Origin of the sequence: Gordonia sp. JH63, from assembly GCF_009856645.1 — a bacterium.
GTDB lineage: Bacteria > Actinomycetota > Actinomycetes > Mycobacteriales > Mycobacteriaceae > Gordonia > Gordonia hongkongensis.
On record NZ_CP047235.1, the window covers coordinates 3594358 to 3611575 of the forward strand.

General features: G+C 69.5%; 14 protein-coding genes and 2 pseudogenes. 8 read left to right on the top strand and 8 right to left on the bottom strand.

What is annotated here, in order from left to right; translation table 11 throughout:
- Positions 1-24: 24 nt before the first annotated feature.
- Positions 25-201, top strand: coding sequence for a hypothetical protein (locus GR168_RS23765; protein WP_091344396.1), 177 nt, complete (start codon positions 25-27; stop codon positions 199-201).
- Positions 202-208: 7 nt separating this feature from the next.
- On the opposite strand, the gene GR168_RS16065 is transcribed toward GR168_RS23765, so the two are convergent.
- The 4 genes from GR168_RS16065 to GR168_RS16080 form a co-directional block, all read right to left on the bottom strand.
- On the bottom strand, positions 209-1057 hold the full coding sequence (locus tag GR168_RS16065; protein ID WP_065632736.1) for an EamA family transporter: 849 nt from the start codon (positions 1055-1057) through the stop codon (positions 209-211).
- A 70-nt stretch (positions 1058-1127) separates the two neighbouring features.
- The gene (locus tag GR168_RS16070) at positions 1128-2171 is read right to left on the bottom strand and encodes an ABC transporter ATP-binding protein (protein WP_137809046.1); all 1044 of its coding nucleotides are present in this window, start codon (positions 2169-2171) and stop codon (positions 1128-1130) included.
- Positions 2168-3823 carry an ABC transporter permease subunit gene (locus GR168_RS16075; protein WP_159371957.1) on the bottom strand — a complete coding sequence of 552 codons (1656 nt, stop codon included), beginning with the start codon at positions 3821-3823 and terminating at the stop codon, positions 2168-2170. The genes GR168_RS16070 and GR168_RS16075 overlap by 4 nt, the downstream gene beginning before the upstream one ends.
- Positions 3824-3830: 7 nt before the next feature.
- Positions 3831-4898, bottom strand: a complete 1068-nt coding sequence (locus tag GR168_RS16080) for a thiamine ABC transporter substrate-binding protein (RefSeq protein ID WP_159371190.1) — start codon at positions 4896-4898, stop codon at positions 3831-3833.
- A 299-nt stretch (positions 4899-5197) separates the two neighbouring features.
- On the opposite strand from GR168_RS16080, the gene GR168_RS16085 reads away from it, so the two are divergent.
- From GR168_RS16085 to GR168_RS16105, 5 genes and pseudogenes are all read left to right on the top strand, one after another.
- On the top strand, positions 5198-6028 hold the full coding sequence (locus GR168_RS16085; RefSeq protein WP_159371191.1) for a hypothetical protein: 831 nt from the start codon (positions 5198-5200) through the stop codon (positions 6026-6028).
- 243 nt (positions 6029-6271) lie between these two features.
- Positions 6272-6929 (top strand): annotated as a pseudogene (locus tag GR168_RS16090) (GAP family protein).
- A 234-nt stretch (positions 6930-7163) separates the two neighbouring features.
- Positions 7164-8066, top strand: a complete 903-nt coding sequence (locus GR168_RS16095; RefSeq protein ID WP_065632627.1) for a hypothetical protein — start codon at positions 7164-7166, stop codon at positions 8064-8066.
- A 52-nt stretch (positions 8067-8118) separates the two neighbouring features.
- Positions 8119-9402 (top strand): lipase family protein, encoded by a 1284-nt coding sequence (locus GR168_RS16100; RefSeq protein WP_159371192.1) that lies wholly within the window; start codon positions 8119-8121, stop codon positions 9400-9402.
- A complete protein-coding gene (locus GR168_RS16105) occupies positions 9399-10061 on the top strand; it encodes a lysoplasmalogenase family protein (protein WP_065632625.1) in 663 nt (220 codons plus the stop codon). Before GR168_RS16100 ends, GR168_RS16105 begins: the two co-directional genes overlap by 4 nt.
- A 1-nt stretch (position 10062) precedes the next feature.
- Here the strand turns inward: GR168_RS16105 and GR168_RS16110 are convergent, their stop codons facing one another.
- Positions 10063-10608 (bottom strand): hypothetical protein, encoded by a 546-nt coding sequence (locus GR168_RS16110; RefSeq protein WP_159371193.1) that lies wholly within the window; start codon positions 10606-10608, stop codon positions 10063-10065.
- Between the two features lie 49 nt (positions 10609-10657).
- On the opposite strand from GR168_RS16110, the gene GR168_RS16115 reads away from it, so the two are divergent.
- Together GR168_RS16115 and GR168_RS16120 are read left to right on the top strand one after the other, a co-directional pair.
- The gene (locus GR168_RS16115) at positions 10658-11245 is read left to right on the top strand and encodes an HhH-GPD-type base excision DNA repair protein (RefSeq protein WP_159371194.1); all 588 of its coding nucleotides are present in this window, start codon (positions 10658-10660) and stop codon (positions 11243-11245) included.
- A 69-nt stretch (positions 11246-11314) separates the two neighbouring features.
- Positions 11315-12268, top strand: coding sequence for a hypothetical protein (locus GR168_RS16120; RefSeq protein WP_159371195.1), 954 nt, complete (start codon positions 11315-11317; stop codon positions 12266-12268).
- Positions 12269-12295: 27 nt separating this feature from the next.
- On the opposite strand, the pseudogene GR168_RS16125 reads toward GR168_RS16120, so the two are convergent.
- The 3 genes and pseudogenes from GR168_RS16125 to GR168_RS16135 all read right to left on the bottom strand — a co-directional run bounded on the left by GR168_RS16125 (position 12296) and on the right by GR168_RS16135 (position 17059).
- A pseudogene (locus GR168_RS16125) lies at positions 12296-14061 on the bottom strand (DUF222 domain-containing protein).
- A 434-nt stretch (positions 14062-14495) separates the two neighbouring features.
- A complete protein-coding gene (locus GR168_RS16130) occupies positions 14496-15791 on the bottom strand; it encodes a WS/DGAT domain-containing protein (RefSeq protein ID WP_159371196.1) in 1296 nt (431 codons plus the stop codon).
- Between the two features lie 26 nt (positions 15792-15817).
- Positions 15818-17059 carry an acyl-CoA dehydrogenase family protein gene (locus GR168_RS16135; protein WP_159371197.1) on the bottom strand — a complete coding sequence of 414 codons (1242 nt, stop codon included), beginning with the start codon at positions 17057-17059 and terminating at the stop codon, positions 15818-15820.
- Positions 17060-17218: the final 159 nt, after the last annotated feature.

Sequence of the window (17218 nt, forward strand, 5' to 3'; positions counted from 1 at the left end):
GTTAGGGTCTGCTAACCTCGCCGTATGGGCAAGGTCGACCCGACCAAGGTGGGCTCTCTGAAGCCCAAGAAGAAGTGTTGCAAGAGTTCGACGCGCTGTGTTCGCTGCCCGGTGGTCATTCACCGGATGCGCAAGCTCGACACCTCCGACATGTCGAAGAAAGAGCTGCACAAAGCACTGAAGAAGGCGCGCGCCGCCTGATTCCCGGTCACCCCGGCGGCATCTCCGCCTCGCGATCGTCGGACCGGCTGTCGTCGTCGACCGATCGCACGGCCACCGCCACCGCGACGAGCGCGATCCCTACCGCTTCGAGGGGCCGCGGCACCTGCGCCAGCGCGAGCAACCCGATCACCGACGCCGTCACCGGCAGCAGCGCGAGCAGGATCGCGAACCTTGCCTGGCCGACCCGCCGCAGCACGATCTGGTCGAGTGCGTAGGGCACCGCGGTCGACGCGATGCCGAGCAGCAACCCCTGGGCCAGGACCACCGGCAGCGCGGCCCCCGCGCGTACCGCGTCGGCCACCCACCACGCGAGCGGCGCGGTGAGCAACGCGGCCACCGCGAAGCCGGTCGCCAGATCCTCGACGCCCGTGCCTCGCGCCGCGACCCGTTTGCCCAGGACGATGTACCCCGCCCAGCAGGCGGCCGCGGTCAGCGCCAGGACGACGCCGATCGCCGTTCCCGACCACCGGACATCGGCGATCAGGACCACGCCGACAGCCGCCAGGACGAGTGCGGCGACATCGCGACGCGTCGCAGAACCCAAGGCGGCCACCACGATCGGGCCCAGGAACTCCAGGGCGACGGTCGTGCCCAGGGGCAGATGCGCGAGCGCCTCGTAGAAGGCGATGTTCATCCCGGCGGTGATCAGCCCGAAGCATCCGGCGAGGCGCAATCGCTCCCAACGCCAGGCCGTCCGGGCCGGTCGCACCCACAGCAGCAACACCAGCGCGGCCCCGGCGATCCGCAACCACGCGACGGCGGCCGGGGAGATGACGTCGAACAGGCCGACGGCGACGGCCGCGCCGAGATACATCGACGTCGCTCCGACGACCATCAGTCCCGGCGGGACCAGCAGGTCCCGTCGTGTCACCGGCACGACGACCGCCTCGCCGGCCCACGCGGCGTCACGACCCGATCACCGCGACCCGTTCCGGCACCAGACGCACCCGCATCCGGTCGCCGATCGCGACGAAGGCGTCGGTGACCGCATCGATCTCGCCGACCGGGGTGTCGATGCGCACGCGCGGCCCGGCCGGGAGTTCGGCGACGAGCACGACGGTCGCTGTCGCTGCCGTGTCCTCGTCCGCCCCCGGCGACGCCGGGCCGATCGAGACCGACTCGGGCCGCAGACCGAGCCTGCGACTGCCGTCGGGGAGGTCGAGTGGCATCTCGCCGAGCACGGTGTCGGCAACACCCGACCGGACCTGCGCATCGACGACGGTCGTGGCGCCGAGGAAACGCGCGGTCCACTCGTCGACCGGGTGTCGCCACAGCGCCGCCGGAACGTCGGTCTGGATCATCACCCCGTCCCGCATGACCGCGATCTCGTCGGCCATGGTGGCCGCCTCGGCGTGGTCGTGGGTCACCACCATCGTCGGCACGCCGGCCGCTCGCACGATCTCCGAGATCTCCACGGCCAATTCGTCTCTCAACCGCCGGTCGAGCGCGGCGAGCGGCTCGTCGAGCAACAGCAGACGCGGACGCGGGGCCATGGCACGCGCGAGCGCGACCCGTTGGGCCTGGCCGCCCGACAGGGTTTCCACGAGACGCTTGTCGTAGCCGGTGAGTCCGACGACGTCGAGCATCTCGGCGACGCGATCGGCGATGGCGCGACGCGACCAGCGCCGCACCTTCAGCCCGTACGCGACGTTCGACGCGACACTGCGCCCGCCGAAAAGTTGCCCGTCCTGGAAGACGACCCCGAAGTCCCGCCGATGGACCTCGACGCCGGCGAGGTCGACTCCGCCGAACCGCACCGTTCCACCGACCGGCGACTCGAGTCCGGCGATCGTCCGGATCAGGGTCGACTTGCCGCACCCCGACGGGCCCAGGATCGCGGTTACCAGTGACCCTTCTCCCCCGAGCCGCCACGACAGACCGTCGATGACGGTCTCGCCGCCGTACGCGACCGTGAGGTCGGAGATCTCCAATGAACTCTGCGTGGTCACAGCAGCGGCACCTCCGAGCGGGGGCGGAACGCCTCGACCACGACGACTGCGACGACCGTCGCGATGACGAGGACCACCGAGGCGGCCATGGCGGTGGCCAAGTTCTCGGCGCCTGGGCGGTTCAGGGCGGACCCGATGAGTACCGGAAGGGTGGTCGCGTCCGCGCGGGCGAGGAAGCTCGTCGCGCCGAACTCGCCCAGGGCCATGACGAAGGCGAACCCACCGGCAGCCCCCATCGACCTTCCGACGATCGGCAGGTCGACGGTCGCGAACACGCGAAACGGCGTGGCGCCCAACGTCGCCGCGGCATGCCGCAACCGGACCGGCACCGACTCGAGTGCGGGCATCATGATGCGGATGACCACCGGAATCGCGATGAGGGCCTGGACCAGTGGGATGACCGCGGGCGATGCGGCGATCTCGTACGGCAACGACGCCAGCACGATGAGGTAGCCGAATCCGAGTGTGACAGCACTGATCCCGAGCGGGATGAGCGAGACGGCCGAGCCGATCGCCCCGACGACTCCGTGCGCGCGATGCAGCGCGACGGCGGCGAGCGTACCGACCACCAGGGCGATGGCGGTCGCCGCGGTGGCGGTCACCAGCGAATAGCGCAGGCTCTCCAGGGGTGTCACCCCGTTGACGGGTTCGGCCAGTGCGCGGTAGCCGGCGAGGGTCCAGTCGCCGCGGGCGACCGGTCGGACCGACCGCACCATCAGCACCAGGACCGGTCCGACGAGGAGGACTGCTGTCCACGCCCCCACCACCCAGACCACCGGCCGCGTCCAGCGGCCGCCGGCGACCCTGCGGTTCCGTTCGGCCCGCCGGGCGCCGCCACCCGATCCGCGGCTCGCCGGATCGGCGAACACCCGCGTCAGCAGCAGCGCCGCCATGACCACCACGATCTGCAGCATCGACAGCGCGACCGCCTCGGGAATCCGGAAGTATCCGATGGCCTGCGTGTAGATCTCGGTCTCCAGGGTCCGCAGCTCCCCGGCGCCGAGAATGATCACGACGCCGAAACTGGTGGAACAGAACAGGAAGATCAGCGCGGCCGCCGACGCCGTGGCGGGCACCAGGCGCGGCACGACCACGGTCATGGTCGCCCGAATCCGGCCCGCCCCGAGCGACCGTGCCGCCTCGAGCAGCCGCGGGTCGAGGTTGCGCCAGGCCGCCCCGACGACGCGGACGACGACGGCGATGTTGATGAACATGTGCGCCGCGAGCACGGCCGGCAGCCCGGATTCGATGTGCAGGAACGCCAATGGGCCGGACAGCAGAGAACGGAAGGCGACACCGACGACGACCGTCGGCAGCACGAATGGCACGGTCACCACGACGGCGAGCACGACCGCGGTGGTCCCGCGGACCCGGGCGAACAACAACGCGATGGGTGCGGCGGCGACGAGCGCCAGGACCGTCGAGGCGGCCGCCTGGCCCAGGGTGACGCCCAGAAGCCCCAGGGCGTCGGTACGGTCGAGCAGTTCGATCAGGCCCACCCCGGAGTCACGGGCGATCGTGACGGCGCGCCGGACGAGCGCGATCACCGGCCAGGCGAACAGCACCACGACGAACAGCGCCGGGACCACCCACAGCGCAACCGGTCCGGCGGCCCGGGCCACCCGGGTCACCACTGTCCCGGCCGGGGTCACCGAGTCGTCACCGGCCGACCGCGGCAAGCCACTGGTCGAGCCACATCTCGCGGTTCTCCGCGATCGTGGCGGGCGGCAACGACGACATCCAGGTGGGCACCTCCGCGCGCGCCGGCCATCCCTCGGGCAGCGGGGTGTCGCGCTGCACCGGGTAGACGTACATCGAGTTCGGGAGTTCTTTCTGCACAGTGGGACTCAGCATGAAATCGACGAGCCTGCGGGCGCCGGTCGAGTTCCGGGTGCCCTTCAGGATGCCGATGTACTCCACCTGCGGGAAGCAGCTGTCGAGCAGCGCGCTCGTCCCGGGCGTCGCCGCCGGCGACGAGGCGTAGGACAGCACGATGGGTTTGTCGCCACGGCCCTCTCCGGCGGTGAAAAGCTGGTTGTAGGCGACCTCCCAGCCCGAGACGATGGTCGCGCCGCCGCCGACGACCTGCTTCCAGTAGTCCTGCCAGCCGTTTCCGAGCGCACCGACGGTGGTGAGCAGGAACGCCGTGCCCGGCGAGGAGGTCGCCGGGTCGGTCACCGCGGTGAGCGAGGCGAATTCCGGGCGGGTCAGGTCGCGGAAGCTCGCCGGCGGGGTCAGAGACCTGGATTCGAACCAGCCGTCGTCGATGTTGAGGCACACATCCCCGCGGTCGACGGCCGTGAGCTGCCCCTCCGCGCCGGGCACCGCGAAATCGGCGGCACCGTCGGCCGCGGCGGGTGACTCATAGGACTCCAGGGCGCCGGCGTCGATCGGACGCGAGGCGAAGGTGTTGTCGATGCCGAAGACCGCGTCTCCCTTGGGCGCACCCGGGGTCAGTGACACCGTCGACGCCAATTGCCCGGCGTCCCCGGACTTCACGATCTTCAGGGTCAGTCCGGTCTCCTGGCGGAACTCGTCGATCACCGACTCCGGCAGTTCGAAGGAATCGTGGGTGAGCAGCGTGACCTCGCCGCCCGACGACGAGTCGTCGGCACACGCACTCGCCGACGTCGCGGCGAGAATGACGGCGGCCGCACCGACCACCAGTCGCGTCAGTCGCGACCTTCCGCGTGGGCGACCCGACGCGTCAGCGCGCAGCTCTGTCACTTCAGACTCCTGTTCGACCGTCCCCGATCCCCGATTCTCACCATCCAACCAGGTTGCCGCCTGTCCGTACGATTCAACCGTTCCGACGTCACTTCGATAACAATTGCATCAATTACCTCAACAACCCCACCCGTAACAGGCCGGCGGTCTGGACAGTGGAACCCGCGGGGGGCTTAAAATGACCCGCGACGACCCGGGTGAGAGGATGGGCTGTCCGCTACCCGACACCCGGGCGGATGACACAACCCGCGAGGCGCTGATCGACTGATCGTCGGCGCCACGACCGTTAGGACACACCAGTGCGTTTCTCCCGGCCACTGAGGTTGAGATACGGCCATGCCCCGCGTCGACTCCGGACCCGTCGACTCCTCGTCGCCGTGTCGGCGCTCGCGGCGGCGACCTCACTCGCGATGCCGATGGCCGCGCAGGCCGCGCCGGCCCCGAAGGTCGACCAGCGCGTGCTGGACTCGCTCGGCGCGTTCGCTCCCGCGATCATCGGCTCCGTGGCGACACCCGGACCCGACGGCAAGGTCTCGGTCGACCTGCTCCGCCAGGCCCAGTCGTTCGCCGACACCCCCGGTATGCCGGCTGAGGTCAGCAAGATCTGGCGCTCGATCGCCGACTTCCTCGGCGAACCCGGCCGCAAGCAGGCCGCGCGTCAGCTCGCCGCCGAGCCCAAGCCCGGCGATCCCGAGATCCCGCAGGGCCCGAACGCCCCGAAGATCCAGGAATTCCTCTACCCGACCTTCGGCCTCGGCTGCATCCCCGGCGGCGGTTCGCTCGGTCGGGCCCTGGTCACCGCCGGACCGCAGGAGGCACCGGCCCCCGGCCCCAAGCGCGGCGAGAGCGGTTACGTCTACACCTCGCTCGGCACGGGTCCGGCGATCGACAACAAGGCCGCGCCGCTCACGGTCAGCTGGTTCAACGTCGACACCGGTCGCACGGGTACCACGACGCTCAAGCGGAACCCGAAGATCAATGTGAAGGAGGGCCCCGGCACCTTCACCGGTATCTCGCGAACCGGCAAGGGCCGCGTCATCTCGGCGATCCACGGCAACGTCACCACGAAGACGAAGGGCAAGGTCGTCTCCTGCACCATCGTCCCGGTGATCGGGCTCGCGATCATCTGATCTCTTTCTCCTCTCACGACGAAGGCACCCCGGCTCGCAGACGGGGTGCCTTCGTCGTGAGAGGACCTGCGCTCAGGGCGCCACTATCGGAAGGCGCGGCAGATCACGTGAACATCGGCCGAACAGAACGCGAAATGGCATGCAAGACATATCAAGACCGTCCGTCACGCAAACAGTCCGACATTCGCCACTCTCATGGCGTACAAACGTCATCTGTCGGCACCATGTCGTGAGGAGTTCTCGATGGGACCCGTGCTCGGTGAGTTACTACCCCTTGCGGTGGGGTGTCGCGGTGTCGCCGATCCCGATCATCGCGGCGATCCTCATGCTCCTGGGACGCCATGCGCGCACGACGAGTATCGGTTTCGCGATCGGCTGGCTTGTCGGCATCGTCGTCGCGGTGGCCGTCTTCGTGGCCCTCGGAAGCGCCGTCGACCTCGACGGATCGTCGTCGAGCACCGGTTGGGTGAAGATCGCGCTCGGTGTCGTCCTGCTCGTCGTCGGGTTGCGTCAGTGGCGTTCCCGGCACGCGGAGTCCGCGACGCCGAAGTGGATGTCGGCCATCGACGAGATGCGTCCGGTGACCGCCATGGGTATCGCGTTCGCGCTGGCGGCGATCAATCCGAAGAATCTCGTTCTCTGCGCGGCGGCGGGTGTCTCGATCGCCTCGGGTGCGCTGTCGATGCCGCAGGACGTGATCGCGGTGGCGGTCTTCGCACTCCTGGCCTCGACCTCGGTCGTGGTCCCGGTCGTGGGCTACCAGCTCGCCGCGGCCCGTCTGCGCGAACCACTCGACCGCCTCAAGTCGTGGCTGCAGGCGAACAACGCGACGGTGATGGCGGTGCTGATCCTGGTCATCGGAGTCGTGTTGATCGGCAAGGGAATCGGCGGCGCGAGCTGAGAGTGCCGGTGGTGGTCGGCCTCTGTGCGGCGGTCCGAGGCCGTGCTCAAGGGCACTGAACCCGCAGGTCGTCGCGGGTTCGGTCTCTCGCGGATCGCGCCCATGTCACAGGTCGGTGTCGCGACTTGCCGGGTTCCGAGTCTTCGTGGTCTCTTGTAACTCGAGTCCCATCTGTCACACCCGCCACACGTGGCGGGTGCTCGGCCGTCACAGCCGGTTGCCCCAAGGAGAGCCATGTCCCTCACGTCTCGGTTCACGCGTTCCGACGCTCCGCGTCGCGTCACTCGCAGCCGCGCGATCCAGCGCTGCGGCGCCGGTCTCATGGGTGTGGCGATCGCGGCGGCCACCCTCACCGCCACCTCGGCGCCGGCGACGGCCGAGCCCCTCATCCCCGCCAACCTGCTCGGCGCGCTGTCGATCCCGTTCGACGCCGAGCTGGCCGGAGCGGTCCGCCTGCTCAAGGCCGCGGGTGTCGACCAGATCGCCGTGCAGGCCGCCCAGACGATCATGGGGAGCGCCGGACAACTCTCGGTCGAGGACATCGCCGGGCGTGCGGGAGCTCTCCCGCTCCCCGCGGCCGCCGAGGGCGCGCCCGCGTCGGCCGCCACTCCGGTCGCGGCCCCGACCGACCCCATCGCTCTGCTGCGCACGCTCGGGATCCAGACGCTCACCCCGTCGGTGTCGCCGTTCTGCACCGCCCCCACCGCCGACAACCCGCTCGGACTCGTCACCGCCGGTGCAGGCGCCGTGGCGGGTCCGTGGCCGATGAAGACCGACCCGCTGACCCAGCTCAAGCCGCTGCTCGACATGATCCCCGGCGTGAAGCTGCCCGAGAAGCTCAACCTCGTCGAGAAGGGCGAGACCGCATACGCTTTCGTGCCCGCCTCGCCGACGGCCGGTAGCGGCGGCACAATGCAGGTCGCCTGGTTCAACACCAGCACGCTCCAGGGCGGCTTCGCCGATCTCGACCCGATCACCGACCGCACCGCGCTGACGGCGCTGCCCCTGCTGTCCGGGGTCCGGCTGGCACCGGTGAAGACCGGCAGCGGCACCATCCTGTCGGCAGTCTTCGGCAACGCCAGCAACGGTACCCAGAACTGCTGGTTCCTACCTGCCGTCGGCATCGTCAATGCTTGACGCACAACGCTTTTCGCATCCGGTCACGCCTCACAGAACGAACTGACGACACATGAACCCCCACGGCAACACTTCGAAACCACGGAGTGCCCACCTCGCACGCGCCCTCGCGGCCGCAGCCGCCCTGACGATCGTCGTGGCCCCGGCCGCCGTCGGCATGACGGCGACGGCCGCGGCCGAACCGACTCCGGGAACATCGACGCCAGGCGTGGCCGAGCCGTCGGCGGAACCGTCGTCGACGGACAACAGCGCGCCCGCCGACGACAATGCGGGCACCGTCGACACGCGAGGTCCGGGACAGACGCCGGGCGCCGTCTACGCCAATCGCGAACTCCCCCGGGCACGTACGGTCGCGGGCGCCGGGTCCGGAAATGACTTCACGTACTGGAGCACCGGCGCCGACGGCAAGGCCCATCTGTCCTCGGGCGTGTTGATGGTGCCGGGCGGGCGGGCGCCGGCCGGCGGTTGGCCGATCGTCGCCTGGGCCCACGGTTCGCGCGGCATCGCCGACCGGTGCGCACCGTCGTCGCGGCCCACCGCCGAGGACACCGATGAGCTCAAGCGATGGCTCGGTCGTGGATATGCCGTCGTCAGTACCGATTACGCGGGTGTCGGGACCCCCGGCACGCCGCAGTACTACGATCTCGAGGCCACTGCCCGCAACATCGTCGACGCGGTGCGCGCCTCTCGGGACATCGCCGACAACCTGTCGCGCTCGTGGGCAGTGGTCGGCGAGGGCCAGGGAGCCGCGGCCGCGATCACGCTGGCCCGACTGGCCCCGACCATCCAGGGCGGCAAGCTCGACTTCAAGGGTGCCGCGGCGAGTTCGATTCCCGCCCAGTTCGGTTCGCTCGTGGCCAATCTCGGGCCGTCGTCCGCGGCGATGCCGTCCGGGCTGGCCGCCGACGCGCTGTACACGCTGAGCGCGATCCGCAACGCGCAGTCCGACCTCGATCTCGACGCCTACCTCACCGACACCGGCAAGAAGTGGCTGACCAAGGCCGCCGCGTCGTGTGTCACCGAGTTCGCGCGTGAGGTGGACGGTCTCGCCATCGGCTCGCTGTTCACCAAACCGCTGTCGGGGAACACCGAACTCACCGCCCTGCTGACCAAGGCGACCGAGCTGCCCACTCGCGGCTTCGAGCGTCCGGTCCTGATGACGCAGACCCTACAGGACACCTCCGTCGTCGTACCGCTCACCCTCAAGTACCTCAACGACGCCCGGGTCGGCGACAGCAAGGTGTCGGCGCGTACCTATCTGACGCTCGACGGTGCCCAGTCGAAGCGGTTCTCCGACACCGACATCCGCGCGTTCGTCGCCCGCGTCCTGCGGTGAACCGAACGTTCCGGATCGCCTATGCGGCCACTGCCGCGGCAGCGACGATCGCCGGGTCGGCCGGTGATCGACGCAGCGCCGCGATCACCAAACCGCTGCCGATCGCGCTTCTCGCGGCGCGGGTGGCCGCCGGAGCACGACGCCGCCCGGTCGCCGACACCGTCGCCCTGGCGTCCGTCGTCGGGTTCTCCGCGCTCGGCGACCGGTTCATGTTGCAGGAGGAATTCGAACACGACGACCCGGCCACGAAGGATCGTTTTCTCCGCAGGGGTGCAACGTCTTTCGCGGGCGCACAGTTGAGCTACGCGGTCGCGATGTGGCGTGCCGGCGCACGACCGACGGTTCGGTCCGTCGCGCCGCGGGTGGGCGTTCTCGCCGAGTCGGCGACGGTGCTGAGCCGACACCGCCCTGCCCTGCTGCCGGTTCTGGGGACGTACGGCAACACGCTCGCGACGATGTCGGCGCTGGCGGCGGACGTGCCGACGCCGCAACCGCGCTTGCGGGCGGGCGGGTGGTTCTTCCTGCTCTCCGACCTCGCGATCATCAATCGACGACACCTGGTCACCGACCCTCGACTCCGGGTGGCCGGCGAGGCCTGGGTGCTCGCAAGCTATTTCACCGCGCAGTACCTGCTGATCGGCGGACTCGCCGACCGGTGAGTCAGGCGACCGCGCGGCCCGAGCAGGTCGAGTACTTCGGATTGGTCATCGGGAAGAAGGCCAGCGCACCGATCTTCTGGCGGATCGTGAAGGCGACGGGACCGCTGCCTGGATGGATGTCGACCTGCCATTTGATGGTGTACCCGCGGCCCGGAACAGTGGTGACGCCGGTACGTCCGGTCCGCAGGTTCCGCCACGACACCGACACCTCGTAGGTGTATTCGAGGGCCACTGCTCGGGCACGGTCGGTGCCGATGAGCGCGATGACGGGTCCGGGTAGTCCGTCCGCGGGGTGCCGGATCTGGTTGAACACGTCCACGCGGACCTTGACCGTGCCTGCCGGCCACGGGTTGACGCTGTCGCACCGCAGGGTGGTGACGTAGTTCGCCCCGTCGTCTGCCGGTGCGGCCCCGGCGGCGCCAGTACCGAACAGCGACACGGCCAGCGCCAGCACGGCGCCGGCCACCGTCGCGACCGTTCCCACTCCGACGCGCCCCCGCCGACGTCTGCCGTTCTCGAAGCCGACCGTGTTCTCCCCGCTCATCATGGGGGCAGTCTAGAGCCGCACGCGGGTGCCGTCTGCCAGAATCGACCCCATGCCGAAGATCCAGATCGCGCAGGAACCCGCGGCCGACGAACTCCTGTCGAACGATTCGTTCGCCCTCCTCACGGGAATGCTCCTCGACCAGCAGTTCCCGATGGAACGGGCCTTCGCCGGGCCGGCCAAGATCCGTGACCGGTTCGGCACGATGGATCCGGTCGAGATCGCCGACGCCGACCCCGAGGCGTTCGCCGACCTGTGTGCCACTCCCCCGGCAATCCACCGCTACGGTCGGTCGATGGCCGGCCGGGTCCAGGCGCTCGCGAAAGTCGTCGCCGAGGAGTACGGCGGCGACGCCGCGCGCATCTGGACCGAGGCCGCCGACGGCGCGGACCTGATGAAGCGATTGCGCGCCCTGCCCGGGTTCGGCGACCAGAAGGCCAAGATCTTCGTCGCGCTCGTCGCCAAGCAGCTCGACGTCAAGCCGTCGGGCTGGACCAAGGTCGCCGGCGACTACAGCAAGAAGGGGTTCCGGTCGGTGGCCGACGTGACCGGCCCGGAGTCGCTGCAGAAGGTCCGCGACTTCAAGAAGGCGGCGAAGGCCGCCAAGGCGGCAGAGGCACCGGCGACCGGTGCGCGGTAGCGACACCGCCCTTCGGAATCACCGAACCCTCGCCCCGAACGCCGGTCGGTTGGCCTAGGGTCGGAAAGCATGGAGTCCCTTCCGGATCGGCCGCTACCCGACCGTCGCCGCGCCGACCGTAGACCGGTGGCCACGGCGGACGCGGGCCGTGCGCTCGTCGAGATGCCGTTCCGACTCGGTTTCGCGGTCACCGGGGTGGTGCTCAGTGCAGCCGAGTCCGCAGTCGCCATCGCCCGCATCACGGCCGGGAGCGTGCAGAACGAGATCGCACTGGCAGTGGGCGTCGACGCGGACGAGCTCGGATCACTCCGGACTCCGCTCGCCCTCCTCAACCAGCTGTCCGAACTACTCGGCCCCGAGCGGCCGTTCGGCAGGATCCTGGCCAACGGCGGTCCGCTGGAGCGACTGCTCGATCCCGGGGGTGTCGTCGACCGGCTCACCGCTCCGAACGGTCCGCTCGACAAGCTCACCGCCGAGGGCGGACTCCTCGACCAGGTCGCCGAGGAACGAGGCATCCTGGTGCGCCTCACCGCGAAGGGTGGACCGCTGGACCGGCTGACCCGGCCGGGTGGTGTGGTCGACCAGTTCACCGAGAACGAGGGCATCCTCGAGCGCCTCACCTCCGAGGGCGGGATCGTCGACAAGTTGACCGCGCCCGACGGTGTGCTCGAGAAGGTGACCGCCGCGGGAGGCATCCTGGACCGGCTCGCCGAGGACGACGGCCTGCTCGATCAGCTCCTGGGCGAGAACGGCGCGGTCGAGCGTGCGATCGCACCGGGCGGGCCGCTGGACCGGATCTCCGAGCTCACCGAGGTCATCGGGCAGCTCGGACCCAACCTGCTCGCCATGCAGGAAACGGTCCACGAGCTCGCCGAGACCGTCGACCTGCTGAACCAGACGGTCGCACCGCTCGGCGGTCTCGCCGAGCGGCTTCCCAAACGCCTCACCCGTCCGCCGAAGGGGTCGGGCGGCAATGGACACGGAGACGCTCCGGCGGACACGAACCGGTACCCGCGGGGTTAGCCGCCACAGGCCACGCCGAGCGCCGGGTCAGAATGGCGGGGGCTCGTCGTCGTGGGTTGTCGCTTGATGGTGGGTTGCTTCGCTCCGGGCGCGCCGGTTCGCTTCGCGTTGTGCCTTGTTGCGGGCACGTTCTTCTCGCCGCTTCGCGTGTTTCGCGGCGGTGCATTCGGTGATCGTGCGCGGTTGTCGGCCTTGCTGTTGTCTGCCTTGCCGTTCGGGCACGATGATCCGCGGTGTCGGTGGGGCTTTCGCGGCTTGTTCGAACCGGATGCGACGCAGGTTGGGGAAGAGGTCTTCGAGGGTCTCGGCCTCGCCGGGGATCACAAAGCCCTCGGGCGTGACGTATTCGGTGACCAGGCGGCCCTCGTCGTCGCGGTACTGCACATCGGTCCAGTCACCGTGGGTCTTGTAGAGATGACCGGGACGGCATTTGGCGTTGAGGTTCTCACTCGAGGTCGCACCCCCGCGTGCCGGTCGGGCGTGGTCGTACTCGGCGACGTGATCGACATCGGCGGTGAATGCCGAACGCGTGCAACCCGGCTCGGTGCAGTAGCCGTCGCGCACCCGCACGAACTCCGCACACGCACTCGTCGGACGATACGGGTCACCAGGCAGGGCAGCCGGGTAGACCACCACCATCTCCGACGACGGCGGCTCCGTCGACGCGTCACTCGCGCCGCCGGTGTCATCTGTAGCCTGCTGTGGCGCGGCGATGTTCGACGCCTGCGTAGTGGTGTCGTCGTATCCGTCCTCGCCGGTCACGGCTGGCCCGCCGGCGACGACCTGCGACGGTGGTGTGCGGACCGGGATGACCGGTCTGATCGTCGCGTCGGGCCGGGCGGCGAGGTCACGCACATGCTCGTCGGAGATCACCCCATGCCCGTCGACCCAGCCGGGTCCGGACCCGCCGGCCAGGGTGTCGGCGTCGGTCACCACGTGAATCACGATCTCGGTACCCGCGGTGGCGCCGGCAGGATCGACAAATGTTGCGGTGCAGTCGGACTGACCGCACGCACACGTGAACGCTGTTCGGGTGAGCAACGCGCACATCGCGTCGGACTTGCGTTCCCCGAGGGTGCGGCCATCCCGGTCGCACACTGATGCGGCCAACTCCCGTACCGAGGCGTTGGAAGCCCGGATGTTCTCGGCGGCCATGACCGCGGTGATCTCACCGGTGCCGTCACCGTGGTTCTCGGTCCACACCCCGCGTTTGTCGAGCGCTTCGCGGCGCCGTTCCCGGACGGCGTCGGCGTCGTGGCCGAAGACCAGGCGGTCGATCATGTCGCGCAAACCCGACGTCGACCACGACCCGGACCGAGAGCGCAGCAGGTCGGCGATCGATTCGTCGAGCACCTCGATGATCCGGCGGCTGTCGGGGTCGTCGGGGTGAGAAGGTCATCATCGGACACCAAGTGCGTGCGGCCGATGATCTCCCGGATCTGGTGCGGCCCGATGACACCGTCGCGCAACGTCTCCAACACCCGCGGCAACCGATCACGAAGACACAACGCCTCGTCGACCAGCATCCCCGCCCGGTAGCGGGTGATCCCGGCCTCGCGCGAGACCCGGGCGACGATGTCACCGAAACCGTCGGACACGTAACTGTTGCCGACAGTGGTCAACAGCCGATCGCACAACACCAGGATCGTCTGGTAGCGGCACCACGCCAGATACGACTCGCCCGCGCGGATCGACCCCAAGCGCTGCATATGGGTGGCGGTGTCCGCATCGGCCGGACAGGCAGGATCGACCCCGGCGAGGAACTCGCCCGGCAGATCCGTCCATGCCCCCACAGTGACTCCCCCCGAAGTCGTTGCCACCCGGCCTGGTTGACCGGTCCAACTGATACATCCAAGGTAGACCCGACCACCGACAAGAAATCGCGCCCGACGAGCAGTCCTCGACATCTGGCTATGGTCGGCGGCGCAGTCACGTCGAATTTGATGAGACCGATGGCATTTCGTCGCCAGACCCTTCGTGACGCGGCCCGGCCGCCGTCGTGGATCACGAAAGAACCGTTGTGCGCAGAGCGAGCCCTTCTACTGTTCTCTGAGGAGCGAGCTTGCGAGCGTCACGAAGGGTCATGGTGAGTCGGGTTGCGAAGACCCTTCGTGACGCGCCCTCCGCAAGCTCCGGGCGCTCCTCAGGGAGCAGGCGTAGACGCGCCCTCCGCAACTGGGTCTGGGGTTCTTTCGGTGTAGAGCGGAGGGGCCGCCGCGGCGCGCAGTCAGCCACCCAGCGCTCGCGCGAGCAGTTCCACGTACCGGTCCACATCGTTCACGACATCCGGGCTCGTGGTCACCGAGATCGCGATCCGGTCGCCGATCCCGTGTACGCCGTGAGTCAGTCCCTGAGCCGGCGACAGCGCGGGAAACCCTGTGCTGAAGAGGATCTCGCCTCCATCGAGTTCGAAATCGGCGGCTCCGCGGTTCACCGACGAGACCACGGTGACGCCGGTGACCGTCGCCGGCGGGGTGTCGAGATCGAAGGATCGGATCCCCCATCGGGTCAGGATCGCCGGTGTCGACTCCGACGCCCGACGCTGCGCGACCCGCAGCGGTTCCGCCTCGGCCGCGCGTGCGGCGGCGATCTCGGCGCCGATGAGTCGTGCGCGCTCGCCCAGATCGTCGGTGTCGATGTGCAGATCGATCCCCGCATTGCGAAAGTGATTTCGCGCTCGACGTTCTCCGCCGCGCCCGACCGTCAGCTCCGCGCCGTATCGTCGATTCCCGTCCCCCAGATACTCTGGGAGCGCCACCGAGATCGCGGTGAGTACGGCGACCGTGACCGGTACTCCGGGGCCGCTGAGTTGATCACGCGCGACGACCAGCACACGCAGGGTCCGCCGCGGTCCGGGCGGGACGTTCAACCGAGTCGGCGCATATCCCGCCGTGCCCGGCACGGATGCCGCGGCGAGCCGCGCCGCGCGAACCCCTCGCCACGCTGTCGTGACGAACTCGCCGGGGAATCGAAGCACTCCGCCGAGCGCCGTACCGGCGTCGACCATCAGCTCGCGGAAGGGTGAACGCACCTCGGACAGCGGTCGTCGTGGGGTGGCGGGAGCCGTGAACCAGTCGCGCGCGATCCGCGACATCCGACGCCCGTCACCCAGGGCGTGACAGACCTGGAGCACGACGACGACCACCGGACCCGTCGCTGCCGGGACGTCGGCGACCGGACCGAAGAGGTGCGCCCGCCACGCCTCCCTCGTGGGATCGAGCGGCTGGGCGATGAGCCCGGCGATCTCCGTCAGACACGACGACCACGTGCGGCTCGACGCGTCCACGCGGACCTGGTCGTCGGCGGGCCGGACGGATTCCCAATACGGGCGGTCGGCGGTGCCCGGGACATCTCGTATCCGGAGGCACAGATCGTCGACGTGCGCCGCCCGCAGCCGGAGTCGCGCCGCGCAGTCCTCGATCGAACCGCGCGGCGCGGCAAAGCAATACACCAGGAACTCGTCGTTCGGGATGCGCTGCGACATCCAGTACGACACCGCGTCCGCCGCGGCCATCCGGTGCATGGCCGCCAGCGTAGCGGCACGGCGTGCTACTTCTGTCCGGCGCTCCAGGCGTACGGCAGGTCGGTGCCGTTGAGCACGTGGTCGCCGACCGCCTGCAGCTTGAAGATCAGCGGGTTGTGCACCGAGATCACCCGGGCGTTGCGCCAGTGGCGATCCAGGCGCAGACGCTCGGAGGTGATCGACGCGCCGCCGACCTCGAAGAGCTGCGTGGTCGCGTCGAGCACGGCGGGGATGACGGCGGCCTGGGCACGGGCGACATCGAATTCGACGCGGTCGAGGAGCGCGGCGTCCTCCCAGCCGGCGAGCGCGAGCTCGTCGAGCTCGTCGGCGATGTCGAGGACCAGCGTGCGCGCGGTGTAGGCCGCCGCCGACAACCGGCCGATCACCTGCTGCACCAACGGATCATGGCGCGGCAGGTCGGCGGTCGAATGCGTGAAGGTGCGAGTGCGGTTGCGCACCCACTCCACGACGTCGTCGGTGGCGCGTGCCGCGATACCCGCGAGCACCGAGAGCTGCACGAGTTGCAGATACGACGTCGCGTACGTGCGCCCCTCCCCGCCGTACCCCGGGCCGAGGACACGCTCGGCCGGCACCTCGACATTCGCGAACTCGGTGGTGCCGCTGGCGGTCAGGCGCTGACCGAAGCCGTCCCAGTCGTCGTGCTGGGTGACGCCGTCGGCGTCGGCGTCGACGAGTACCGAGACCCGCTCACCGTCTTGGTCGGCGGCGACGAGGATGTGGTCGGAGTAGAGGCTGCCGGTGCTGTAGTACTTGGTGCCGTCGAGCCGGAACCCGCTGCCGCCGGCGCTCGCCGGATCCGGGGTCAGGCGCGTCTGATACCGGTCGATGGCGCCGACGCCGGGCTCGGTGATCGCGTTGCCGACCAGCGTCCCCTCGCCGACCTTGCGCAACCACTGCTGCGCAGCCTCGTCCGGGAGGGCGGCGAGCTGGTCCTCGACGAACGACCAGTGCACCCGCAGGGCCTGCGGGAGATTGGACTCCGCGGCGGCCAGATCGATGAGCAACCGGAACAGCTGACGGATCGACGCGCCATAACCGCCGAATTCCACCGGCACGCGCAACGCGCCGAACTTCGCCTCCCGTAGCCACGAGACCTCGTCGTATGCAAGCCTGCGGTCGTCCTCGCGCTGCACGGCGCCTTCGGCGATCCGGGCGAAGATCGGTGCGAACACCTCGTCGAGACGCTCGTCCGTCGTTCCGGTGGCGGGCCGGTTAGTTTGCTCGGTGGACGGCACAGTGGACGTCATCGGGGGTCCTTTCGATCGCAGACTGGTCGGCGACAGTCTGGTCGGCCCGGCACCGGCCGACCACGGTTGCAACCGCGCTGACCGCAACGCTGACGTTCTGGGCGCGTGCACCGCACACTGGCGCTCCGACGCTCGTCGGCCACCTCCGATGAGACCCCG